Consider the following 25254-nt stretch of genomic DNA (forward strand, 5'->3'; position numbering starts at 1 on the left):
TAAGCTAGGGATTAATACGAGCTTAAACAGCCAGGCCTTTCCCAGGAATTGATGTGGGTACGCTGTTTTCAAAGGTGTACGATAGATGTCGGGAATGGATACGTGTTTTCGACAGGGACTATATATTGACTAAAAAGTAAAAGGCGAAAAAGAAGTTGATTGACATTGGATTTCACCGGTTTTACTGGATATTGGAAATGACTTTTGGACGGTTGAATTCTAAGGACTCTGGACGAAACGAGGTTGCCAATCCCCGTCAATCAACTTGACTCCAAAAATAGGTGTTGACAAGAATGTGGAAAAGAGCAATATTGCCCTATTTTATTTATACGGTTTTTACTTCTGAAACTAGTAATATTCACATACCTGCCAGGTATGATAACTACCTACCCCTAGTAATGTTACCTTTCAAAATGTTTATAAGTATTATCCGAAATAATATAATTTCGTAAAAATGCTATAGTATTTGTCACGAAAATTTAAGATTTTAGGGCCGAATTTGGACGTCGTGTAATCCGACGTTTTTTAGGATCCTTATCTTATTAAAAACAATACAACCCGCATGAAAAAACCTGACACCGAAGGCGTTATTAAAGTAGCTATTGCAGACGACCATGCCCTGTTCAGGGCCGGCGTTCGTACAGCCCTCGCTGCTAAAAGGGATGTAGAGTTAATTGCCGAAGCCGACAATGGCATGCAACTCTTAAACCTGCTCAGACACATTGAGCCAGACATCATTCTGTTGGACATTCAGATGCCTATTATGGATGGCATCCAAACCCTGCCTGAGATTCGCAAACTTCGGCCAGAAGCAAAGGTTATCATTCTTTCCATGCACAACGATCATTCGATGATCAGCAAGTTGATGGAAATTGGTGCTAATTCTTACCTCACCAAAAACTCCGATTCAGAAACCATTTACCAGGCCATTAAAACCTGCTACGAACAGGAATTCTTTTTTAATGAGCTTACCAACAAAGCCCTGCTCACTGGCTTGCGTACAAAACGCACAGATATAGCCGGCCCCCAGGACGTAAATCTTTCTGAAAAAGAGATCCGGGTTTTGAAACTCATGTGTGAAGAGAAAACGACCAAAGAAATCGCTGATATTGTTGAAATCAGCCCCCGTACCGTTGAAGCAATCCGCGACAAACTCAAAACCAAAACCGGCGCCAAGTCAATGGCCGGCCTGGTGATGTATGCGGTAAAAAACGGTATCATTGACCAGAACGTGTGATCCTCCCTTTAAAGAAGAAATTCAAACAGTCACATCAGTCAAAATGTCTGTAAAGTCCGTCCCGATATATCGGGGCGGATTTTTTTTGCCTATGGGTCCCCACACTATACCGGCCAGGTATTGAGCCGACTCGCGGTTTGTACAGAGATTTTACCGAATCTTTTTATCACCTAACAAGGACATAACAGGGACCTTACAGGGACATAACAGGGACCTTACAGGGAGAAAGTCCCTGTTATGTCCTTGTTAATCCCTTGTTTGGTCCTTGTTAGCCACTGTAAATACCCGAAAGAATCCCGCTACAAACGATATAGCTTTCCGCTTCAGCTTAATGACTTTTTGTCTTTTTGTATTCTTTCCAGAACTTCACCGCATGAACAACTGGTTGTTTTTTAATGGCGAAGTAATACCGGCCAATACTCCGATCATCTCCGCCAACAACAGGGGATTGCGTTTTGGCGACGGGCTTTTTGAAACCATTAAAGTGGTGAAGCGTGAAATGCCACTATTCCATTTGCACCTGGAGCGATTGACTAAAGGGCTGTCTGTACTGAATATGCAGTTACCGGAAAACTACACAGCCGTTTATCTTACCGAAGCCATTTTGGAGTTGTGTAACCGTAACAACATCAACGGTGTGGCACGGGTACGCCTCACCGTCGTGCGGGGTAATGGTAACCTTTTTGCCACGGATGAACCCTTTGCCTCCATTATTATTCAGGCAGAACCATTGGCCAGTGATTACCTCGCCTTTAATGAAACAGGTTTTACTATTGATGTTTGTCCGGGTATACAAAAAAGCTGTGACCAGTTATCCAACCTGAAATCGAACAACTACCTCCCCTATGTAATGGCGGCGCAATATGCCCGGCAACATCAGCTGAACGACTGCCTGGTGTTGAATGCGCATAACCGCATTTGCGATGGCACCATTGCCAACGTGTTCCGGGTGCATCAAAACAGTATTTATACTCCCCCCCTGTCTGAAGGTGGCGTGGCCGGTGTAATGCGTCAATACTTATTACAGGAAATGCCCAAAGCCGGTTATACGGTAATTGAAAAAATATGTACGCCAGACGAATTAGAAACGGCCAATGAAGTTTTTTTAACGAATGCGTTGTTTGGGATACGTTGGGTTACTAAATTCCGTAATAAAGTATATTCCAATAAGCTTGTTGCAGAATTGTATAAAAGGTTCATTAGCCCATAGGTTATTAGATACGTAGGTGCTTATGATGAAACACAATAACCTACTAACTTAATAACCCAATAACTTAATCATAATATAAATTAAGCGCCATCAAAAACATAAATATTTTTTGGTTCCGAAGAGATCTAAGATTGGACGACAACGCCGGTTTATACCATGCCTTGAAAGGCAATAACCCGGTGTTGCCCATCTTTATTTTCGACACCAACATCCTGGATCAATTACCCAATACTTCAGATGCGCGGGTTGAATTTATTCATGATGCATTAACGGGAATGCAGGAACAGTTGAAAGAGCTGGGTTCTACCCTGGATGTATTACACGACACCCCGCTCAACGCCTTTAAAAAACTGGTGAAACAATATACAATTGAAGCTGTATATACCAACCACGACTATGAGCCTTATGCGCAGGAACGGGACAACAGAATTGCCAGATTTTTAGAAGAACACGGCATCGCTTTTCATACTTATAAAGACCAGGTGATCTTTGAAAAGAACGAGGTAACAAAAGACGATGGCAAACCCTACACCGTTTTTACGCCCTATAGTAAAAAATGGAAGGTTAAACTCAATGAATTCTATTTAAAGAGTTATCCAACAAAAAAGTACTTCAGGCACTTTCATCAGCATGCCCCCAAACGCATTCCTTCCCTGCAGGCCATCGGGTTTGAAAAAACGGGCCGTGAGTTCCCAACCGATTCACCGGATAATGCGGTTATAAAACATTACGATAAAAAACGCGATTTCCCGGGAGTAAAAGGCACCAGTCACCTGGGAGTGCATTTGCGTTTTGGCACCATCAGCATCAGGCAGCTGGCGCAAAAAGCCAGTAAGCTCAACGAAACTTTTTTGAACGAGCTCATCTGGCGCGATTTCTTTCAAATGATCCTGTGGCATTTTCCGCATGTGGGCCAGGGTAAGGCGTTTAAGGCAGAATACGATCTTATAGAATGGCGAAACAATGAAGCCGAATTTACCCGCTGGTGCGAAGGCAATACCGGCTACCCTATTGTTGACGCCGGCATGCGCGAACTGAACGCCACCGGTTTTATGCATAACCGCGTGCGGATGATCACCGCCTCTTTTCTGGCCAAACATTTACTGATCGACTGGCGCTGGGGCGAAGCCTATTTTGCAGAAAAGCTCCTGGACTTTGAACTGTCAAGCAACAACGGCAACTGGCAATGGGCGGCAGGCAGCGGCTGCGATGCAGCGCCCTACTTCAGGATCTTTAACCCCTATACGCAAACTAAAAAGTTCGATCCTGATTTTGCCTATATAAAAAAATGGGTGCCGGAGTTCGAAGAATTTACGTACCCCGGCGCTATCGTTGAACACGAAAAAGCACGCGTCCGCTGTTTGGAAACCTATAAAAAAGCGCTTACCCGGGAATAGGATGATCCCGTTTCCTATACCGGCAATTGGTAATGCTCGCATAATTTCTTTACGAACATGTTGATGTACCGCTTCAGGTAGGTTTCATTCAAAAAGGTATTGGTCCAGTTCTCAAAACGCTGGCATTGCACGCCCAGGTAAAAGAAATACATAGCCACACTGGCGGCGGGGATCAGTTCCTTTTCGTGGTCGTGTATAGGAGTGACCGACTCGTAACCGGTTAAAAAATGTTTCAGCTTTAAGGCATGTTGTTCGGTGTCTTTTTCGGTATTGAAGAGCTGTAACATATAATAGGCAATATCCTGTACCAGCCAGCCATTGCCACAAAAATCAAAATCAAAGAAGGTGATGTCTTCGTTGTTATAAATATGCAGGTTATCGAACCAGATATCCATGTGCACAACCCCAAACCTTAACAACTCAGGAAATGTATTATCATATTGTTCCATCAAATACGCCTGCACTTTCTTCATCCACTTCATTTCTTCCGTATCTGCAGCGATGAATTGTTTTACCAACTCAAATGAATCCTTCAATAACGTGGCAGGGGTGTACTTCGGGCGTTGTAAATACATTCCTTTTGTTATTGTATGCATACGGGCCATAATAACACCCAGCTTATAATGAAGCTCCGGTGAATAATTCAACACCTTCTCTCCTTTTGCATAAGAGAATAACACGGCCATGCGCATGCCTTCTGGTGCAGGTATATGTTGAATAAAATTTCCCTGTGCATCGGGTAGTGCAAATGAAACAGGAATGTCGTTTTCTTTCAACACCCGTAACAGCCTGAGCTCTTCTGTTATTTCTAAATCAGTGCGCCAGTTATAACTGTAAACCCTGAAAACATACTGCTGCTCCCCATCTGTTACCAGGTAAGCATGATTGATAGCCGCGCGTAATAAACGGCAGGTAGTGCCTGCGCCAAACCCATACTGTTGTTGCAGATAGGCAGCCAAATGTGTTGCCGACAGCGTGGAACACACAACTGGAAAAGGTTGCATAATTGATTGTATTTTATATCAGCTAATTGGAAAAAATAATCCCGTGTAACGGGAGGAGCAGAGGCTGATAAAGAGTGGGCAGCGTGCAGACTTGTCCCGGCTTTAGTCGGGGAAGAGGCGCAAATATAAAGCGGGTTTATTCAATTATACAAATAATAAAAAATCGAATGCCGAAGTTCTTATCCTTCAACATTCGATATTCAATATTCAACATTCAATATTTTCTAGTGCTGCGCCATTCTGATGGCGGTGCTGCGCAGCTTAAAATAGTAGTCGTCAATATCCTGTCCCGAGCGGATTGTCAAGGCAGAACCAAAATTATCGGTTTCTTCAGAATAGGTAACACTCGGTTTGTCGTATTTACTGCCCGATGCGCGGGAAGAAAAATATGCGTTCAGGATAACGTCTTCTTTGGTAAGAAACATGATCTGACCGGTAGAATCGCATTTGATCTTTTGTTTGGGATCGCGTTTGCCGGTTATCAGTTCTTTATAGATATTAATTTCAGATTGATCTGTAATGGCCTCAGAAAGTGTATCGCCATGGTTGAAGAATTTCAATTGTACTTTATCCACATCCTTTAACAGATCGGCAAAATATGTTTTGCCTTTGCTTTTATGGGACATACAGCCAAAGGAAAACAAGGTAAAAACCGCTAAACCAAGGGAAACTTTCTTCATATAATGACTTTTACAGTACGGCTCGCTATACAAATCATGCACCCGGCTCCATGCTTCAAATATCTTCCCGGTGTTTCAGCAAAGGCTATACCATTTTTATTATTCCGCTGTTGCTAAAAAGATTTCTTTATTGTTCGCCCCTACTTTCTTCAATTGCTCGTAAATATCCAAAAAAGTATTCACTGCTGCTTTACCATCAGGACCCAGTTGCAAAGAATAGTTATTCACATACAGGTCGATGTGCTGGCGCATTACCGATTCGCTCATTTCCTGGGAATGTTGTTTTACATAATCAGTTATCAACGGGTAATGGGCGAATGCATATTCCAGGCTGCGTTTTATTACCCTGTCTGCCTTTTGCTGCAGGGCGCTGTCGAATGATTTTTTTATTACAATGCCCCCCAGCGGAATGGGGTTACCGGTTTCGCGCTCCCAGTATTCACCCAGGTCAACCAGTTTATGCAAACCCTTTTGCTGATACGTAAAGCGGTTTTCATGAATGATAACACCGGCATCTACTTCCCCACTCAACACTGCATCTTCAATAGCAGAGAACACCATGAATTTCTTTTTGGCAGCCTGCGGATAGGCCAATGAGAACAACATATGCGCCGTGGTATTTTCACCCGGAATGGCAATGGTCATCTCATTTACATCTTTATTGTTTGCTGAAGCCTGTTTGGTGATCAACAGGGGGCCTACACCTTTCCCCAGCGCGCCACCGGCATTCAGCACCAGGTATTTTTCCAGTAAAAGCGGTAATACGCCATAACTGATCTTTGTTACATCCAGCTTACCTTTTATTGCCCATTCGTTAAGGGTTTGCACATCTTCCAGTACCGGTTCTACCGTTATACCTTCTGTATCGATCTTATTATTTACTAACGCGTCGAAAATAAACGTGTCGTTTGGACAGGGTGAAAAGCCTAAGGAAAGAGTCATTTTTCTATATTACTATGTTTTGAAATTCTAAATGTCAGGTTATTAGGTTCGTACGTTATTGAGTTCGTACGTTAGGTTCCTGAGTTTTGAACTTAATAACTTAAGAACCTACGAACTTACAAACCAAAGAACTGGGAACTCACCATCTTAATCAACTGCTCATTCAATAACTGAATAGCCTCTTTCATTTTCCATTTGGACTTATCCCGCTCACCTACCATATTGGAGATTGCACGTAATTGGATAAATGGAATTTTTTCAAGGAGGGCTACATAATGAAAGGCGGCGCCTTCCATGCTCTCAACAACCGGCTGATATTTTTGTTGCAATTGTTCAATACGCGCCGGCCTGGTAGTGATCTCATTTATAGTGACTGACTTTACCAGCGGAAGGTTGTATTGCTGCAGCAATTCCGTATGTTTATTCTCCAGGTGCTTACCGGTATAGGGATCGGTGATCTGCGGCAGTCCCATATCGAAGATATCTTTAAACTCATTATTTTCTTCCACGCCCAGATCGCCGGTTACCTCATCCTTTATCAATACCAGGCTGCCAGGAGGATAGTTAGCACGGTAACTGCCGCCAATACCTGCCTGGATCATTAAGTGAGGCCGTTGTTTGTCAATGGCTTTTGTAAGCCAGTAGGTGGTGCTCATACTGCCGACGCCCGTATTCAGGATCTCAAAATGGTTATTACCAATGATACAATCCCGTTCGGCTAAATAATTTATCGTGGGCTGAATTTCAAAGTTGGTGGCGGCTACCAGTAAAATTTCCATAGCGCAAATGTAAGCTTCAAGCCGCAAGCTGTAAGCTGCAAGCCCTGAAATTCAATGTTTCCGATTAAAATCAAAGACCCTGAGTTTTGAAGCCTTGTAGCTTGGGGCTTCAAGCTTGCGGCCCGGAGCCTGTAACATAAATTCCCGGTTCTGTCCTTTAAATCCCAACCCTTATCCGGAGAGCTTTGTGCCCGGTACCCTGAACCTTGTATCTTGTCCCTGCTAAATTGTACCTTTGCGGCAAATTTTCACGACAACAATGGTGTATCTGACTCGTGTTGAGCATTTTAATGCTGCTCATAAATTGTATAACCCCAACTGGAGCAAAGAGCAGAATGAGCTGGTTTTTGGAAAATGTGCCAATGAACACTGGCATGGTCATAACTACGAATTGTATGTGACCGTAAAAGGCCGGCCTAACCCCGATACGGGTTTTGTGTGTGATGTAAAGGCATTGAGCAAGATTATTAATCAATATGTTATTGAGCAATTAGATCATAAGAACCTGAATATGGATGTGCCGTTTATGAAGGACCAGCTTTGCTCAACCGAAAACCTGGCTATCGCTATCTGGAAACAGCTGCTACCGCAATTACCTGCAGGGGTGCAATTGCATGGCATTAAACTGTACGAAACACCCCGCATTTTTGTGGAGTATTTTGGTGAATAGAGCGTATATGTCGCACAGGCGACAATTGGCAAACAAAAAGCATATTTACTTTGTATTTTGAATAACATGAGCAAAAAAGTGGCAGTTTACCGAAAGGAACATTTTAATGCGGCCCACCGCTTATACAACCCTGCGTGGGATATGGCGAAGAATGATGCGGTGTTTGGTAAATGTAATAATCCCAATTTTCATGGCCACAATTATGAAGTAGTGGTAAAAGTTACCGGGGTACCTGATCCCGAAACCGGTTATGTGATGGACATGAAAATATTAAGCGACCTTATCAGGGACCATGTGCTTGAACAATTTGACCATAAGAACCTTAACCTCGATACAGTGTATTTTAAAACACTGAATCCAACGGCTGAAAATATTTGTGTGGTGATCTATGATTTGTTGCGTGCGCAAATAGCCCCCCAGTTCGATCTGCAGGTACGTTTATATGAAACGGAAAGAAATTTTGTAGAGTATCCGGCATAACGCTTTGCTTCCCAACATTAAGCATAAATAATCTAAACCATCGGAAATGGGCTTTAAAAAAATAGAACAATACGACGAGAAAATAATGCCGGGGCTTATTCACCACTACTCCGAATCACTGAAACTGCTGGGCGAGGATCCGCAACGGGAAGGGTTGGAGAAAACACCGGAACGCGTTGCCAAAGCCATGCAGTACATGATGCAGGGTTACGATCAGGATGCCAGGGCTATTTTAAATTCAGCCAAGTTTAAAGAACCTGTCAGTGAAATGATCCTGGTAAAAGATATTGAGTTGTACAGTATGTGCGAGCATCATATGCTGCCCTTCTTCGGCAAAGCACATATTGCCTATATTCCTAATGGATATATTACCGGTCTTAGCAAACTGGCCCGGGTGGTTGATGTATACGCCCGCCGTTTACAGGTACAGGAACGCCTTACCACCCAAATACTGGATGCCATTAAAGAAACTTTGAATCCACTGGGCGTGGCCGTGGTTATTGAAGCCAAACACCTTTGTATGATGATGCGCGGGGTGCAAAAACAAAATTCAGTTACCACAACATCGGCTTTCTGGGGTGAGTTTGAGAAGAACGAGACCCGTAGCGAGTTTACCAAGTTAATATCCAGCAGATTGCATTGATTTTACAAGTTAACAGGTTGACGGGTTAATAGGTTAACTTGTCAACCTGTTAACTCTTTCAACCTGCTTTTATATATCCCCTCAGCCATTCCTTTTTTGGGAATCTTCAAAAAGATAACATCTAAATTTGTATATATCATTTCTTACCCCACTTCCGACTTCTTTTTTGGATAGTTAAAACCTTTGTGGCATTTTTGTTTTTTAAACCCCTTTTTACATTATGACACATGCGTTTGTGTTCCCGGGACAGGGCTCCCAGTTTCCGGGGATGGGAAAAGACCATTATGAAAACAGCGCTTTTGCGAAAAGATTATTTGAACAGGCGAATGAGATCGTGGGGTTTCGTATTTCCGATATCATGTTTAACGGCACTGAAGAAGATCTGAAACAAACCAGGGTAACACAGCCCGCCATTTTTCTTCATTCTGTTATAGCCTTTAAAAGTATTGATAATGCCCGCCCCGAAATGGTGGCAGGCCATTCACTGGGTGAGTTTTCAGCATTAGTGGCTAATGGCGTTCTGAGCTTTGAAGATGGATTAAAATTAGTAAGCATCCGGGCACAGGCCATGCAAATAGCCTGCGAGTCAAATCCTTCCACCATGGCGGCCGTTCTGGGTCTCGATGATGCCAAAGTAGAAGAAATTTGCGCCCTGGTTCAGGAAGAAACCGATGAAGTGGTAGTACCGGCTAATTATAATTGCCCCGGACAGTTGGTTATAAGCGGAAGCATTAAAGGTATTGAAGTGGCTATTGAACGCCTGAAGGCTGCCGGCGCTAAACGCGCCCTGGTATTGCCAGTAAGCGGCGCTTTCCACTCCCCTTTAATGGAGCCAGCTAAAGCCGAATTGTCGAAAGCAATTGAAGCAATCACCTTCTATCATCCTAATTGTCCTGTTTATCAAAACGTTGTGGCGAAAGCAGTAGGCAATAAAGAAGATATTAAACAAAACCTGATCGATCAGCTCACCAGCGCGGTTAAATGGACCCAAAGCATTAAAACCATGATCACTGATGGGGGCGACCATTTCACTGAATGCGGTCCTGGTAAAGTATTACAAGGTTTGATCGGAAAGATCGACAAAAAAGTTACTACTGATGGCGTAAGCTAGAAGAAGGCAACGAGGCAACCGCCATCGAGGCAACGAGTAACAGCCTGACAGATAGTTACCCCCTAAACAAACAAAAGTGGATCACCTATAACAGATGATCCACTTTTGTATTTATAATTGTATTTAACTTGTTGCCTTGAGGCCTTATCGGAGCATCCCTTTAAACTTAGTTTTTCCCAGCGCCGCATTACTAAACAACACTTCTTCGGTTAAACCGAGGCGTTGTTGCGGGGTAACAGCCATGCGGGCGTAAGAACCGCTGCTGATAAAATGCAACACCGCGTTCAAACACTCTTCGCTGCCATCGCCCCAGTCCTTATCGAGGCCGTCAACCACCTGGTGGTCAAGGGCTAACCCGTTGAAATAATTTCCCTCGCCCAGTTTATTTACTGTACGGAACGACACCGGGAAAATATACCAGTCAAATACCGGTATAGGGTAAAAACCAACCGGTTTGCCATGGGTATGGGTGGGGCCAACCAGTTCTACATCCAGATACGGCTTTAAACTGTTTATCAACAGCTCACTGGCCGATGCCGTGTTCTGGCTTACTATAAAGAAAAGCCGGCTGAGATTGAGGCTGCCCTTTTTTGCAAAATTCTCCGTGGTATTGTACGCAATGTATTTGTCGTTAAACTCTTCGGTAAGCATTATCTGGTTGTTACCAGCTGCAGGCACCAGGTAATTGGCCAGCAGGTTCTGTACAGACACATAACCACCGCCGTTATAACGCAGGTCAACTACAACATCCTGCACATGCTCACTGCCGAACTTATTAAAGATGCGTTCAAATTCATTACTGATCTCAATGGTGTCGCCCAGGAAAGAATTGAATACAAAATAGCCGGTTTTATTACCATTGCTGTTATAAACAGAATCGAACAACAGCGGATGTTCGCGGTAAGAAGAAGCTTTTAAAGTGATGGTGGTATCGGTATTATTGGGGCGGCCAAAAACAAATGTGCCGGCAGGGCTTTGGTATACAGCCCTTATGATATCATTGGAATTGGCAACCGTAAAATTGGAAACGCCGTTGATTTGTTTGATGTGCCAGCTGCGTTTGATGCCAGCTTTGCCCGAGGGTGATTCCCGTTCTACATACGATACGCGCAGATCGTCATCGGCATAGAAAAAAATGTTCATCCCAAAGTCACCGCCAATACCGGTGCTCAGCTTGTTCCAGTCAGATTGCAGCATGGCGAAACTCCACCTGTCAACCGGCAGATTGAACCCCGGCTCTGAGCTGTAAGCCCTGATGCCTTCCATCACTGCATTGGGATCCGTGAACAGGTGGGGATCGAGTGAAGCAGGAATGTTGTTATGCCACAGATAAATATCACGTGCGTAGTTAACAGTGGTATCAACTTTGACCTCACTGCTAATTACGTCATGATTTTTTCTGCAGCTCGCCAGTGTAATCCCGGCTATGATAGCGCCTGCTACGATCGTTTTCATAAAATGAAACTGAACTTTTTCTATGTGACCTAAACAGGAATAATTCTTACTTAAATATAAATTGAAAGTAACTCACAAATCATAGGAGGGATATTAATCAGAATACTTTAACAAGTTACAAATAATTAAGGAAAAAGTTTAAACCGGAATGCTGCAGTTGATCCATTCGGGGTCAAAATGCGCTTTGTATTTTTTGTAGAAATTAATGGCCGGTTCGTTCCATTCCAGTACCTGCCATACTATTCCGTTGAATTGTTTTTCTTTTGCCTCCACAATCAATTGATCGAACAGTTTTTTGCCCAGGCCCTGCCCCCGCATTTTCTCGGTAACGATCAGGTCTTCCAGGTACATCCGCTGCCCCTTCCAGGTGCTGTACCGGATGTAATACATAGCAAAACCTTCTACCTGTCCGTCAACTTCGGCAACCAGGGCCCACCAAACGGGCTGTTTGCCAAAACCACTTTCCACAAAATGTTCCATGGTAACGGTCACCTCCTGCGGTGCTTTTTCATATTCCGCCAACTCGCGGATCAGTTCCAGTAACCGGGCACAATCTTCTTTTACTGCATGACGAATTCTTATTTCCATGTTTGTTTTGTAAGTATTATAAATTATTTCAAATTAACTATCAGTTACCGGTCGCCGGTTACCGGTAACTGGGAACCGGGACCTTTTACAAAACGGCCGGGTTTGGCGCCGGTGTGTTCGCCATCTTTTAAAACAGGCACCCCATTCACCAGCACATGCACCATGCCGGTGGCAAACTGGTGCGGTTTGTCGTACGTGGCGTGGTCCTGGATGGCGGCCGGGTCAAAAATAACCACATCGGCATAGTTACCGGCTTTCAGTTCACCCCGTTTTTCAATACGTAAATTAGTGGCCGGCAACTTACTCAGTTTACGAATGGCTTCTGCCAGTGATAACACTTTTTCATCCCGCACATATTTACCCAGCAACCGCGCTACATTTCCATACGCCCGGGGATGACAATTAAACTGCAGAAAAACGCCATCGGGTGTGTAGGAGCCTTCATCGGAACCAAAACTTACCCAGGGCAGTTGTTGTTCCTTCTTAACGTTCTCTTCATCCATTAAAAAATAAATGGATGCAATATTAGAGCTGTCCTGCACAAGCAGGTCCATTACCGTTTCTTCCGGTGAAGTATGGCGTATAGCGGCGATCGCAGCCAGTGATTTGCCGGTGTATTTTTTCAGGCTGTCCTGCCTGAACCCTACTAACAGGATCTGATCGGGTGAACCGGCTGCTACATAAAAGTTCTCCCATTTATCTGTAGGCGTAACCATATCGCGGATGGTTTGTTTGCGAATGGCGGGGTCCTGCAAACGCTCGCGTAATTTTCCAAAGCCACCATCCTGTAAAGTGGGCGGCAGTGTAGCGGCCAACCCGGTTCCGCCAGCCAGGTAATTATACATGTCTGCCGTAATATTCACCCCTTCGGCGCGGGCCCGCTCAATACGCCGGATCACGCTGTCCATTTTGCTCCAGTTGCTTTTACCTGCAGCTTTCAGGTGATATATTTCGGCATGGATGTGTGCGCGTTTGGCAATGGTTATCAGTTCTTCCACGGCCTCGTGCAACTGCGTGCCTTCACTCCGGATATGGGAAATATAAGAACCGCCATAGCGGGATGCTTCATCGCACAGGGCCACCAGTTCATCGGTTTTGGCAAAAAAGGCGGGCGGGTATATAAGGGAAGAACCAACACCCAGCGCGCCTTCCTTCATAGACTGCGCCACCAGTTGCCGCATGCTTTCCAGTTCGGCAGGAGTAGGATCGCGGTTATCTTCACCTATTATATAACGGCGAAGCGTGGTGGCGCCCACAAAGGAGGCCACGTTGCACGAAACGCCTTTGTGTTGTAAAAATTCCAGGTATTCGCCCAGGCTTGTCCAGGCAACCTTGTATTTGACAGCGGTTTGAGCCTGTTCCATTTCTTTTGCCATGGCAGGTGACAGCGGGCCCATGCTTTCCCCCTCGCCCATCACTTCCAGCGTTACGCCCTGCCTGATATCGCTTTGTGAACGGCCATCCTGGATCAATGATTCATTGGCCCAGCTAAGCATATTGATGAAACCGGGCGCTACGGCCAGGCCTTTTGCATCAATTACCTGGCGCGAATGGGCGTCACTGAGGTTACCGATAAACGCAATGGTATCGGCATTAACAGCTATATCGCCCGTATAAGGTTGTTTGCCATTGCCATCGTAGATGGTGCCGTTACGGATAATAAGGTCGTACTTATTGGCTTCTGATAGTTTACAGGACTCACCAATAATAACTATGCATAGTGCTGTTAACCAGGGGTAGTGTTTCATATAGTGAAGTTGCAGGTTACAGGTTCCAGGTTTCAGGGGGTAAGGCATAAACAGCGAATCGGTAATAAGGGCCATGCAACCTGTAACTTGTAACAGGTAACGCCTGTTTTGCCAGCGAGGTAAAGCCTGTATATGGATATTGTTCGTTAGCCATTGTTTAAAAATATTGAATATCAAATGAAAAATGTTGAATATAGAAGTAAAAATTACTTCTACATTCAACATTCAATACTCAAATTCAATATTTTAATATCCCCACTTAATCAGCGTGGCGCCCCAGGTAAAGCCCCCGCCAAAAGCCGCAAGCACAATGTTGTCGCCTTTTTTCAGTTGACTTTCCCAGTCCCACAAACACAGCGGAATGGTGCCGGCTGTGGTATTGCCATAGCGTTGGATATTCAGCATTACTTTATCGTGGCTCAACCCAATACGGTCGGCCGTAGCATCGATGATGCGTTTGTTGGCCTGATGAGGTACCAGCCAGGCGATATCATCACCGGTGAGGTTATTTCTTTCCAGCAGTTCAGCGCTTACATCTGCCATGCCTTTTACGGCTGCCTTGAAAACGGGCTGTCCTTCCTGGTAAATGTAATGTTCTTTGTTGGCCACTGTTTCGGCAGTAGCCGGGCGTAGTGATCCGCCTGCTTTCATGTGCAGGTGCGGACAGCCGCCGCCATCGCTTCTGAGAATACTGTCCTGTACGCCATACCCTTCGGTATTGGCTTCCAGCAATACAGCCGCTCCGCCATCGCCAAAGATGATGCAGGTAGTACGATCGCTGTAATCTACAATGGAACTCATTTTATCGCCACCGGCCACAATCACTTTTTTATAACGGCCGCTTTCAATAAGGGCAGCACCGGTAGTAAGGGCATACAAAAAGCCGCTGCAGGCTGCCAGCAGGTCAAAGCCCCAGGCATTTTTCAGCCCGGCTTTATGGCATACCAGGTTAGCGGTTGAAGGAAATATCATATCTGGGGTAACCGTTCCCACTACCAGAGCGTCAATTTCCAGGGGGCTTATGCCTCTTTTTTTCAGGATCTGTTCAACAGCAGGAGTCAGGAGATCTGAAGTTCCTTTCTGTCCTTTCAAAATTCGTCTTTCTTCAATCCCGGTACGGCTCCGGATCCATTCGTCGTTGGTATCTACTATTTTTTCTAAATCAGCATTAGTCAGCTTGTCTTCCGGAACAAAACCACCAACTGCTGTGATGGCGGCAGTAATTTTTTGCGTCATGCTACTTTTATACAAGTTTGATATTGAATTATTTTTAAGAACAAAGTCACTATCAATGAGTAAATAAGCTGGCAAAGATAGGGCAAAGCCAGTTATTCAGTTCACAGTTCAAAGTTCAGGGTTGAACGTTTGGAATGTCGATTACAGCTAGTACATTGCCGATTGCCTGCTGCAGACCGCCGATTCTGGCATTATTTCTGACCTTACTATAACGTTCTCATTAACTAAAAGTTATATGAAAACCAGCCGAATTACGAAATCGGCACATTCAACAAACTATCAACCAGAATCCGTTATTTTCGCTCTATGATCGCATTTGTAAGAGGACAGTTTGTTCTAAAAACACCAGCCGTTGTACACATCGAAGCCAACGGCGTGGGCTACGAGCTTCATATAAGTCTGAATACCTATTCACATATCCAGTCGCTCGACAAAGGACTGTTGTATACGCACTTGCACATTAAGGAAGATGCGCATACCCTCTATGGCTTCTTCGATGTGGCAGAAAAAGAGTTATTCCAGCAGCTCTTAAGCGTATCGGGCGTGGGAGCAGCTACCGCCCGCATGATGCTGTCTTCCCTGAAACCTGAAGAACTGTCGGCGGCTATTGTGCAGGGAAATACCAGATTACTGGAGTCAATTAAGGGTATCGGGAAGAAGTCGGCCGAACGTATCGTATTGGAACTGAAGGATAAACTCAGCAAATCCAAACCGGGTCTAAATATTTCACCTTTGATTAACAATACGCTGGAACAGGACGCGTTAAATGCCCTGATTGCACTGGGGATTGCCCGATCTTCGGCCGAACAGGCAGTACAACGCGTTGTAAAAGCGGAACCTTCTCTCAGTGCTGTTGAGGAAATAATTAAGAAAGCTCTAAAAACCATATAAGCCTATCGGACTGGAACTCTACCTAACTAATTCTTTAGAGAAGATTGTTACGCTTATACAGAAACCGATTAACCATTGTGTTAATAGCTGCCTGTGTTGGTTTGAGTTCAACCGCAAGGGCTTTCTATGCCCCTTTCCAGGATACGAGCGGAAAGCAAACCCCGGCTACTGACACCCTGAAGTATCCCCTGCACGACCGGCGGGGCGACTACTTTACCTTTCCTCAGCGGAAATCCCTGGGCCTTAAAGACCCGGCAAACATCCAGGATTCCATAGTTTACGATCCCAAAACAAAACAGTACTACATCATTGAAAAGATAGGCGACTTCTATTACCGGAAGCCCACTTACCTCACTTTTGATGAGTTCATGAAATTGATGGCCAGTAAACAGGAAAGCGATTACTTTAAGAAAAGATCTGATATCCTCAATTCGCTCAACCGCAAAATGCTGAAACCTAAAATGTCGATGACAGATAACCTGTTCAATCGCATTTTCGGGAATGGCAAAATTGAGATCAAACCCCAGGGTGAGGTGAACATCATTGCCGGTTATCAGGGTCAGAATATCAAGAACCCGGCCCTGCCCGAGCGGGCCCGCAGAAACGGGGGATTCGATTTTGACATGAACGCCAACCTTAGTGTAATCGGTAATATCGGCGACAAGCTGAAATTGCCCATCAGCTACAACACCCTGGCCAACTTCGATTTCGACAACCAGCTAAAACTCGACTATACCGGTAACGAGGATGAGATCATAAAAAAGATAGAAGCTGGTAATATTTCGTTCTCATCAAAAGGAACCCTGATCCCCGGCGCCCAGCAATTGTTTGGGATAAAAACCCAGCTGCAGTTCGGGAAACTGTACATCACCGGTGTACTCGCCAACCAGCGATCGCAAAAACAATCGCTGGGATTACAGGGCGGATCGGCCAATACCTACTTTGAGTTCAAGGCCGATGATTATGAGGAGAACCGCCACTTCCTGTTAGCCCAGTACTTCCGCCAGAATTACAACAAAGCCATGTCCAAGTTGCCCATAGTAAGTTCGCAGGTGCAGATACTACGCGTGGAAGTTTGGGTAACCAACCGGAACGGGTCCACTACCGAAACAAGAGATGTGGTTGGTTTGATGGACCTTGGGGAGCCCAATCCCTTCTACCGGCCCGGCACCGGCAACCCGAATGCCCTGCCCAACAACGATGCCAACCCACTTTTCCGCCAGATCATAAACGACCCCAGCAGCCGCAACTCATCGGCCATTACCAGCAAGTTGCAGTCCATGGGGTTGAGCCCGGTACAGGACTTTGAAAAAACATTTGCGCGGAAGTTAGGACCAAGCGATTTCACCTTCAACCCACAGGTAGGTTATATCTCAGTTAACCAGCCATTGCAGCCAGACGAGGTACTGGGCGTGGCTTATCAGTACACCTATAACGGTCACGTTTACCAGGTGGGGGAGTTTTCGCAGGATGTGCCACCCGATACCACGGTTAGCGGCGCCGGTACACAAAAAGTGTTGTTCCTGAAATTATTGAAAGCTACTTCACAACGTACCAACCTGCCCATCTGGGACCTGATGATGAAAAACGTGTACACCCTTAAAACAAAAGATGGCAGCTACCTCTCTGGTGTACAGGCAGCAGATTTTAAACTGAACGTTTTATACGAAGAACCAAGTTTAGGTCAGAAGCGCTTTTTACCTGAAGGCGATCAACCCGGGGTGCCCTTGCTGACCCTGTTGAACCTGGACCGGTTAAATGCGCACAACGACCCCCTGCCCGATGGGGTGTTCGACTACCTGGAAGGTTTTACCATTCAATCGCAGCAGGCGCGCATCATCTTTCCCTTTCTGGAACCCTTCGGGCGCGACCTCGATTCCGTAGCCTTCCGAAACAGTTCGTCCGACATAAAAGCCAAATACGAATACCTTCAACTCTACGATACCATTAAGGCAATAGCGCAAACCTATGCCAACCTCGACCGGTATGTGATCAGCGGTTATGCCAAGGGATCGAGCAATTCTGAAATTTCACTGGGCGCCTTTAACGTGCCGCAGGGTTCGGTAAGTGTAACTGCCGGCGGACAGGTGCTTGTGGAGAACGTGGATTATTCGGTTGACTACAACCTGGGTACGGTGAAGATCCTTAACCAGGCCATCCTGAACGCAGGCCTGCCCGTAAATGTGCAGTTTGAGAACAATGCCGGGTATGGCATTCAGCAGCGAAACTTTATGGGATTGCGGCTCGACTATATGGCCAAACAAACCGCCCGGGAGCAGTTATCTATTGGCGCCTCGCTGGTACGGTTGGGGGAACGTCCCTTCTTTACCAAAACCAGTTACAATGAAGACCCCATTCGTAACACGATGTACGGGGTGGACTTCAACTACATGACGCAGGCACCGCGCCTTACCAGCTGGTTAGATAAACTGCCTTTTTACCATACCACCGAAATGAGTACCGTTACTGCATATGGTGAAGCGGCTTATCTGAAACCGGGTCACCCGCCACAAATTGGTAAGGGCAGTGAAAGCCAGGTATTCATCGATGACTTTGAAGGCGCGCGCAATGCCATTGACCTGCGTTTTCCATTGGTGAGCTGGGGCATTTCATCAACCCCCGCCGGTAACGGCCTGTTCCCCGAAGCTACTATGCGGGATACCGTGGACTATGGTTTCAACCGCGCCAAGCTGGCCTTTTATAATATTGAACCGGTATTGCAGGACAAAACAAGTCCCGACAACCCCATCAACAAACAGTTACTGAACGACCCGCGTGTTCGTTCGGTAAACGTGAAAGATATTTACCCGCAAAAAACACCCGACCTGGGACAGGGAAGCCTGGTTACTTTCGATATGGCCTACTACCCTACGGAAAAAGGTCCTTATAACTACGATGCCCGTCCGGGTAGCGTTGATGCCAACGGCCGGTTATTAAATCCAAAAAAACGCTGGGGTGGTATCATGCGCGGACTTGACCAGGTTGATTTTGAAACCGGCAACGTAGAGTTCATCGAGTTCTGGTTGCAGGACCCTTACATCCTGAACCCCAACAGCACGGGTGGTGAACTGTATTTTAACCTGGGTAATATTTCGGAAGACGTTTTAAAGGACGGCAAACGCTTTTTTGAAAACGGGATCAGCGGCGCCGTTACCACTGCGCGCGAAGATTCAGCCACTGTTTGGGGTAAGGTACCTGCCAACCCCATCCAGGTAACACAGGCCTTCAGTAATGATCCGGGCGACCGTCCGCTGCAGGATGCCGGTTTTGACGGGCTGGTAGATGATGCCGAGAAAGTAAAATTCCAGGGTTACTTAAATCAATTACAAAGCATTGGCGCCAACGCTTATAATGCTGCGGTAAATGACCCTTCAAGCGACGACTACGTAAACTACCGGAATGCAAAATTCGGTTCAAACGATGGTATTCTTATCCGTTATAAAAATATCAACAACCCGCAGGGCAACTCACCCGTTGCCGGCAGCGGCGATAAATTCGTAAGCGCCTTTACACTCTATCCCGACCAGGAAGAGTTCAACCGCGATAACACGCTGAACGAACTGGAAGAGTATTTCCAGTATAAAGTTGAGCTGAAAAAGGATAGCTTTCACGTTGGAACCAACTTCATCACGGACAGTATTGTCGTTCACCCAAGCGGCAGCCCTACCGAAACCTGGTACCTGTTCCGCATCCCTATAGCTCAATACGAGAAAAAAATTGGTAACATCCCCGACTTCAAGTCAATCCGGTTCATCCGGATGTTCATGACCGGTTTTGAAGATTCAGTAGTGTGTCGTTTTGCCAAACTGGAACTGGTGCGTAACCAATGGCGTGGGTTCAACTACCAGCTGGATACAGCCAATACCTATGTGCCCATTCCCGCCAATACGCCCACTACGGTAAAACAACTGGCCGTGAATGTGGAAGAAAATTCATCGCGATACCCTGTGAACTATAAAACGCCTCCGGGCGTGGTTCGTCAGCAACAATTAAGCAACAACAACGTAAACCTGCTGCAGAACGAACAATCACTGAGCTTACAGGTTTGTAACCTGGGCAAGGGCGATGCCAGAGGGGTGTTCAAAACCATCAACCTCGACCTTCGCCAGTACAAGCAGTTACAGATGTACGTACACGCCGAATCGGTAAAAAGCGCAGGCGACATTAAAAACGGAGAGCTGTATGCCATTATCCGTTTGGGTAACGACCTTATCAGTAACTTTTATGAAGTAAAGATCCCCCTGAATATTACGCCCTGGGGTACCACTGATGATGACCTGATATGGCCCGCGGTCAATAACCTGGATATGGCGCTCGACAGGCTGACCAAATTAAAAGTATCACGCAACAGCAATACTGCCAACGCTTATAAATACTACCAGGAAATTGATGCCGATGGTAAACAGTATGCAATCCTTGGTAACCCCAACCTGGGTGAAATAAGGTCATTCTTTATTGGAGTACAGAACCCTAACCGCCTGGAAGCCTGTACCGAGATCTGGTTTAACGAGCTGCGGTTAAGCGGCCTTGATGAGCATGGCGCCTGGGCAGCCACGGGCCGCCTGGACATAAAGCTCGCCGACCTGGGCACTGTATACATCTCCGCAAGCGCCAGAACCGCCGGCTGGGGAACGCTGGAACAACGGGTGAACGAACGCTCACGCGAAGCCTACACCCAAATGGACGTTGCCACCAACCTGGAACTGGGCAAACTGCTGCCGGCTAAAGCCGGGATCTCGATCCCGGTATACGCGAGCTACCAGAAAACGGTGACCACCCCAGAATACGATCCATACGACCTGGATATAAAACTGAAGGATAAACTAAATGGCGCCACACCTTCGCAAAGAGACTCTATACGTAACGACGCCGTCGATGTAAAAACCATTAAAACAGTCAACTTCACCAACGTGAAGAAGATGAATGTCACCGGCAAAAAACAAAAGATCTGGAGCATCGAAAACTTCGACGTAAGCTATTCATATTACAAAGAAGAACAGCACAACCCGCTTATCGATAACAACGCCGTAGTACGGCACCGGGCCGGATTGGGTTACAATTATACCTCTACCCCCAAATACTGGGAACCGGTAAAGGGTATGATTAAAACAAAATCGCCCTGGGTAGCTGCGGTGAAAGAATTCAATATAAATCCACTCCCTACCCTGCTTGGGTTCAGGGCAGATATTAACCGCCAGATGGGGATCTATCGTCCGCGTGCCGTTGGTACACCCAAAAACCTGATCCCAGAAACATACGACAAGTACTTCACGTTTGACCGTACGTATAACCTGCGCTGGGATTTTACCCGTTCGCTGAACCTCGACTTCACCGCGCTGAACCGTGCATGGGTTGATGAAGACAGCGGACGCCTGGATGAAGCTGAGCGGAAACGCATGTGGAAGAACTTCTGGAAAGGTGGCCGCACTATCGAATACAACCACAAAGCAACGGTATCGTATACACTGCCTACCAGCAAACTGCCATTCCTTGACTGGACAACCATTCGTGCAGGCTACAGTGCTACCTACGATTGGCTGGCCGCCTCTCAGCTGGCCCGCGAACTGGGTAACACCCTGTCAAACACGCAAAGTAAGAACCTGACGGGCGAACTGGACTTTACCCGGTTGTACGCCAAATCGAGGTTACTACGCGCCTTTGATGAAGATATTCCGTCAGCGCCGAAACCGCCGGGCGGGGGTGATAAAAAAACAGATTCAACCGGTAAAAAGAAACGCGATAAAAATGGACCATTGGAGTTGAGCGGAGCTGCCAAAATTGGTGGCCGCCTGCTCACTATGATAAAACGGATGAATATTCAATATTCGGAGAACGCCACCTCAACCATTTATGGTTATACCGATAGTACGCACATCCTGGGGATGAACTTTAAGTCGATGGCGCCGGGACTTGGATTTATTTTCGGTAAGCAGCCCGATACCAACTTTGTGAACATGATGGCGCAGAAGGGCTGGCTATCGGCCGACTCGAATTTCAACTACCAGAACCGGCAGGATTACCAGCAGAAGCTGAATATAACGGCCACGCTTATTCCCGTCAGGGACTTAACCATTGACCTTACGCTGGATAAAACATTTGGTAAAATGTACAGTGAGTTGTACAAAGACACTACCGGCACAGGTCAGCACTTTGCCCGGTTAAACCCGTACACCTCCGGTAGCTTTAGTGTAAGTTATATTGCCCTAAAGACCATGTTCACGCCGGTAAAGCCAAATGAGATAACCACTACTTTCCAGAACTTCCAGGATTACCGGGTAATATTGTCGAAGAAACTGGCCGAGGCAAACCCTTATTCTAATAAGACGCAAACTTCCGATGGGTATTACACCGGTTATGGCCGCTATGCGCAGGATGTATTGATCCCCGCCTTTATAGCAGCTTATACCGGCACTTCGCCGGATAAGGCGCCGACAATTAAACAGGATAACCCGAATATCAAGTCGAACCCGTTCTCTGGCATTTTACCACGACCCAACTGGCGGCTTACCTATAACGGGTTAACAAGGATTCCGGGCATGGAGAAGATCTTTACCAACTTTACCGTTTCGCATGGATATACCGGTACACTGAGTATGAACAGCTTCACCTCATCGTTATTATACCGGGATTCTGCCCGGCTGGCGTATCCTTCGTTTATTGATACCCTTACCGGTAACTATGTGCCTTACTTCCTGGTGCCGAACATCTCCATCAGCGAGCAGTTTGTACCGTTGATAGATGTGGATATGCAATTCACCAATCAACTGACGGCCCGGTTTGAATATAAAAAGTCAAGAACGGTGAGTTTGAGTTTGATCGACTTCCAGCTCAGTGAAGCCCGTTCAACCGAGTTTACCATTGGAGCCGGTTACAGAAAACGCGGTGCTTTCTCCTGGATCAAATTCAAAGGCAAGCCGCTGCAGAACGACGCCAGCTTCAGACTGGATGTTGGGTTGCGCGACGACATCACGTCCAACAGCCGGTTAGACCAGGACCAGAGCTTACCTACCAACGGACAAAAAGTAATCACCATTAATCCGACGGTAGATTATGTGATAAGTAACCGGGTTAATTTGAAATTATATTTTGAGCAACGACGGGTTGAACCGAAGATCTCCACTTCACCGCCCATTACCACTACCAGGTGCGGGTTGCAGTTAAGGATCTCGTTAGCGCAGTAAGTAATTTTGATGAGGCCTCCGGGAAACCGGGGGCTTTTTCTTTTTATGGCAGGCGGCTGAAAAGAAAGGCAGTTGGCTCCCGATAGCTATCGGGATTCAGTGGGCAGTGGTGAAAAGGCAAAGGGCAAAGAAAATCCCGGCGATGCCAGGTCGCTTATTAGCACGCGAACTATGTTTGCCGTTTGCCGTTTCACGAAAAAGCCCCAACGAAACCGTCGGGGCTTTTTTTATAAGTATTTTTCGTTAAGCTTATTTCTTAGCAGTCGGTTCCGGTTTCTTCATGAGCATCACATAGCCGCAGAGTTTCTTTTTTTGTTTGTTTACCTGAACCGGTTTTATCATGTGGTACTCGCTGAACTGCGGCGTATAAGTATAACTGATAATATTTCCATCGATATCGCCCCATTGATTTTTTTTATATACAACCTGGCGTTCATTCCAGTCGTACATCCGTACCTCATATAATTTCGAGGTGGGGTCACCGATAAAAAAGAACTGGTAAATTGTGCCAGCCGTCATAGGTAAAACTACGGGAAGCTCATACTCACTTTCCATTTGAACGGAAGCTTCGCGTAATAGTACATACCCCTGTTCGGTGCTGACTTTTTTTATGCTGTCAACCGCATTTTGATAGGGATTGCCCTCACAGTTCTGAAGTTTGATTACATCACCTTGAGCCCTTAAAACAGGGGAAAATAGTAAGCAAAAACATGCAATTACGCATGCAAATAGGGAGTTGCACATAGTTAATGGCTTTTATGCAGGATTTTGGAATATGTCGCAGTATAAAACTACAATAATTGCCCACTCCTGCAAGTAGTTTTGCTAAGAATTCACATATTCTAAATGAACCATGTATTCAGGAGTTTCAAAATACCTACTCCAGCCTACCAGTTTCTAGTGGGAAACTACTAAGCTCAGGAAAAGTATCTTGGGCACGGATAATTACCGATGCAGGTAATAAGAATTTGCCTGGGCTATACAAGTAAGCACCAAATCGTTAATACATACATGCGGTGGTAAAGTAGTAGTGTAATAAATAACGTCAGCTACATCGGCAGCGGTAAGGGGTTGGTAACCATCGTACATTTTATCGGCAGCTTCTGCGTTGCCTTTAAAACGAACCATTGAAAATTCGGTTTCGGCAGCACCGGGGTGAATACCGGTAACTTTTATTTTATGCTTAAGCAAATCAATCCGCATTGATTGCGAAAGCGCATCGAGGGCGTATTTTGAGGCGCAATATCCATTTCCGCGTTCATACACTTCCTTGCCTGCAATGGATCCGATGTTAATAATATGGCCTTGCTTTCTTTCAATCATTCCGGGCAACACGGCCTTTGTAACATACATCACGCCTTTCACGTTCGTGTCGAGCATGATCTCCCAATCTTCTGTATCAGCATCTTCAAAATAATCACGTCCCAACGCCAATCCTGCATTGTTAATGAGGATATCAATTGTAACAAAGGCTTGCGGCAATTGTTTAATGGCAGTAAAAACTTTTTCCTTGTCCCGCACATCAAATTCGAGGCTATGCACCGGTACATTATAATTTTGTGTCAACTGTTTTTCCAATTCAGCAAGGCGGTCGGCCCGGCGGCCGGTAATAATTATTTTGTAATTATTGGCAGCGAATTTTTCGGCCATTGCTTTTCCAAAACCTGATGTAGCTCCGGTGATTAGTACTGTCTTCATGTGCGGTGAGAAATTTGATGCGAAAGTAATTAAAGAAAGGCAGCAGGCAATAGGCAGTGGGCTCCCGATAGCCATCGGGATTCAGTGGGGAAAAGGCTGCAAGCCACAAGCTTCAAGCATAAAGCCCAAAGGTTAAAGCAAAAAGCAATACACTTCCGGATTTTGGCTTTGGCCTTTAACCTTTCCGCTTTAACCCGTTTTCTTCACTTCAACATTCGATATTCAATATTTGTATTCGCCTTTATCAACCCTGTCAACGTTATCAACGCTATCAACCTACCGCATAATTCAACTTAGCCTTCTT

The 25254-nt window shown here is 45.8% G+C and carries 20 protein-coding genes; 9 read left to right on the top strand and 11 right to left on the bottom strand.

Going from position 1 to position 25254, the window contains the following annotated elements:
• The first annotated feature begins 562 nt into the window (after nucleotides 1-562).
• From NIAKO_RS24915 to NIAKO_RS24925, 3 genes are all read left to right on the top strand, one after another.
• Nucleotides 563-1237 (top strand): response regulator transcription factor, encoded by a 675-nt coding sequence (locus NIAKO_RS24915; RefSeq protein ID WP_014221222.1) that lies wholly within the window; start codon nucleotides 563-565, stop codon nucleotides 1235-1237.
• Between the two features lie 373 nt (nucleotides 1238-1610).
• Nucleotides 1611-2447 (top strand): aminotransferase class IV, encoded by an 837-nt coding sequence (locus NIAKO_RS24920; RefSeq protein ID WP_014221223.1) that lies wholly within the window; start codon nucleotides 1611-1613, stop codon nucleotides 2445-2447.
• Between the two features lie 104 nt (nucleotides 2448-2551).
• A complete protein-coding gene (locus NIAKO_RS24925) occupies nucleotides 2552-3844 on the top strand; it encodes a cryptochrome/photolyase family protein (RefSeq protein ID WP_280513750.1) in 1293 nt (430 codons plus the stop codon).
• 14 nt (nucleotides 3845-3858) lie between these two features.
• Here the strand turns inward: NIAKO_RS24925 and NIAKO_RS24930 are convergent, their stop codons facing one another.
• From NIAKO_RS24930 to mqnB, 4 genes are all read right to left on the bottom strand, one after another.
• Nucleotides 3859-4848 (bottom strand): phosphotransferase enzyme family protein, encoded by a 990-nt coding sequence (locus NIAKO_RS24930; RefSeq protein WP_014221225.1) that lies wholly within the window; start codon nucleotides 4846-4848, stop codon nucleotides 3859-3861.
• A 224-nt stretch (nucleotides 4849-5072) separates the two neighbouring features.
• Complete coding sequence (locus NIAKO_RS24935; RefSeq protein WP_014221226.1) at nucleotides 5073-5528, bottom strand: hypothetical protein; 456 nt, start codon at nucleotides 5526-5528, stop codon at nucleotides 5073-5075.
• Nucleotides 5529-5627: 99 nt separating this feature from the next.
• Nucleotides 5628-6470 (bottom strand): 1,4-dihydroxy-6-naphtoate synthase, encoded by an 843-nt coding sequence (locus NIAKO_RS24940; protein ID WP_014221227.1) that lies wholly within the window; start codon nucleotides 6468-6470, stop codon nucleotides 5628-5630.
• Between the two features lie 116 nt (nucleotides 6471-6586).
• Complete coding sequence (mqnB, locus tag NIAKO_RS24945; RefSeq protein WP_014221228.1) at nucleotides 6587-7249, bottom strand: futalosine hydrolase; 663 nt, start codon at nucleotides 7247-7249, stop codon at nucleotides 6587-6589.
• Between the two features lie 259 nt (nucleotides 7250-7508).
• On the opposite strand from mqnB, the gene NIAKO_RS24950 reads away from it, so the two are divergent.
• The 4 genes from NIAKO_RS24950 to fabD all read left to right on the top strand — a co-directional run bounded on the left by NIAKO_RS24950 (nucleotide 7509) and on the right by fabD (nucleotide 10153).
• Nucleotides 7509-7919 (top strand): 6-pyruvoyl trahydropterin synthase family protein, encoded by a 411-nt coding sequence (locus tag NIAKO_RS24950; protein WP_014221229.1) that lies wholly within the window; start codon nucleotides 7509-7511, stop codon nucleotides 7917-7919.
• A 66-nt stretch (nucleotides 7920-7985) separates the two neighbouring features.
• A complete protein-coding gene (locus NIAKO_RS24955; RefSeq protein ID WP_014221230.1) occupies nucleotides 7986-8399 on the top strand; it encodes a 6-pyruvoyl trahydropterin synthase family protein in 414 nt (137 codons plus the stop codon).
• 46 nt (nucleotides 8400-8445) lie between these two features.
• Nucleotides 8446-9042 (top strand): GTP cyclohydrolase I FolE, encoded by a 597-nt coding sequence (gene folE / locus NIAKO_RS24960; RefSeq protein WP_014221231.1) that lies wholly within the window; start codon nucleotides 8446-8448, stop codon nucleotides 9040-9042.
• Nucleotides 9043-9262: 220 nt separating this feature from the next.
• On the top strand, nucleotides 9263-10153 hold the full coding sequence (fabD, locus tag NIAKO_RS24965; RefSeq protein ID WP_014221232.1) for an ACP S-malonyltransferase: 891 nt from the start codon (nucleotides 9263-9265) through the stop codon (nucleotides 10151-10153).
• Between the two features lie 144 nt (nucleotides 10154-10297).
• Here the strand turns inward: fabD and NIAKO_RS24970 are convergent, their stop codons facing one another.
• The 5 genes from NIAKO_RS24970 to NIAKO_RS24985 form a co-directional block, all read right to left on the bottom strand.
• The gene (locus NIAKO_RS24970; RefSeq protein WP_014221233.1) at nucleotides 10298-11608 is read right to left on the bottom strand and encodes a S41 family peptidase; all 1311 of its coding nucleotides are present in this window, start codon (nucleotides 11606-11608) and stop codon (nucleotides 10298-10300) included.
• Between the two features lie 138 nt (nucleotides 11609-11746).
• Complete coding sequence (locus NIAKO_RS24975; RefSeq protein WP_014221234.1) at nucleotides 11747-12196, bottom strand: GNAT family N-acetyltransferase; 450 nt, start codon at nucleotides 12194-12196, stop codon at nucleotides 11747-11749.
• A 44-nt stretch (nucleotides 12197-12240) separates the two neighbouring features.
• Nucleotides 12241-13944 carry an N-acyl-D-amino-acid deacylase family protein gene (locus NIAKO_RS24980; RefSeq protein WP_041349308.1) on the bottom strand — a complete coding sequence of 568 codons (1704 nt, stop codon included), beginning with the start codon at nucleotides 13942-13944 and terminating at the stop codon, nucleotides 12241-12243.
• Between the two features lie 16 nt (nucleotides 13945-13960).
• A complete protein-coding gene (locus NIAKO_RS38720; protein WP_155966938.1) occupies nucleotides 13961-14098 on the bottom strand; it encodes a hypothetical protein in 138 nt (45 codons plus the stop codon).
• A gap of 92 nt (nucleotides 14099-14190) precedes the next feature.
• A complete protein-coding gene (locus NIAKO_RS24985) occupies nucleotides 14191-15180 on the bottom strand; it encodes a beta-ketoacyl-ACP synthase III (protein WP_014221236.1) in 990 nt (329 codons plus the stop codon).
• A 306-nt stretch (nucleotides 15181-15486) separates the two neighbouring features.
• Between NIAKO_RS24985 and ruvA the strand changes: the two genes are divergently transcribed.
• Complete coding sequence (gene ruvA / locus NIAKO_RS24990) at nucleotides 15487-16071, top strand: Holliday junction branch migration protein RuvA (RefSeq protein WP_014221237.1); 585 nt, start codon at nucleotides 15487-15489, stop codon at nucleotides 16069-16071.
• 101 nt (nucleotides 16072-16172) lie between these two features.
• Nucleotides 16173-23252 (top strand): T9SS outer membrane translocon Sov/SprA, encoded by a 7080-nt coding sequence (gene sov / locus NIAKO_RS24995; protein ID WP_242675492.1) that lies wholly within the window; start codon nucleotides 16173-16175, stop codon nucleotides 23250-23252.
• A gap of 249 nt (nucleotides 23253-23501) precedes the next feature.
• On the opposite strand, the gene NIAKO_RS38725 is transcribed toward sov, so the two are convergent.
• Together NIAKO_RS38725 and NIAKO_RS25005 are read right to left on the bottom strand one after the other, a co-directional pair.
• On the bottom strand, nucleotides 23502-23771 hold the full coding sequence (locus NIAKO_RS38725; protein ID WP_172642131.1) for a hypothetical protein: 270 nt from the start codon (nucleotides 23769-23771) through the stop codon (nucleotides 23502-23504).
• A 426-nt stretch (nucleotides 23772-24197) separates the two neighbouring features.
• A complete protein-coding gene (locus tag NIAKO_RS25005; RefSeq protein ID WP_014221240.1) occupies nucleotides 24198-24950 on the bottom strand; it encodes an SDR family NAD(P)-dependent oxidoreductase in 753 nt (250 codons plus the stop codon).
• Nucleotides 24951-25254 lie beyond the last annotated feature (304 nt).

The sequence above is a fragment of the Niastella koreensis GR20-10 genome (assembly GCF_000246855.1).
GTDB lineage: Bacteria > Bacteroidota > Bacteroidia > Chitinophagales > Chitinophagaceae > Niastella > Niastella koreensis.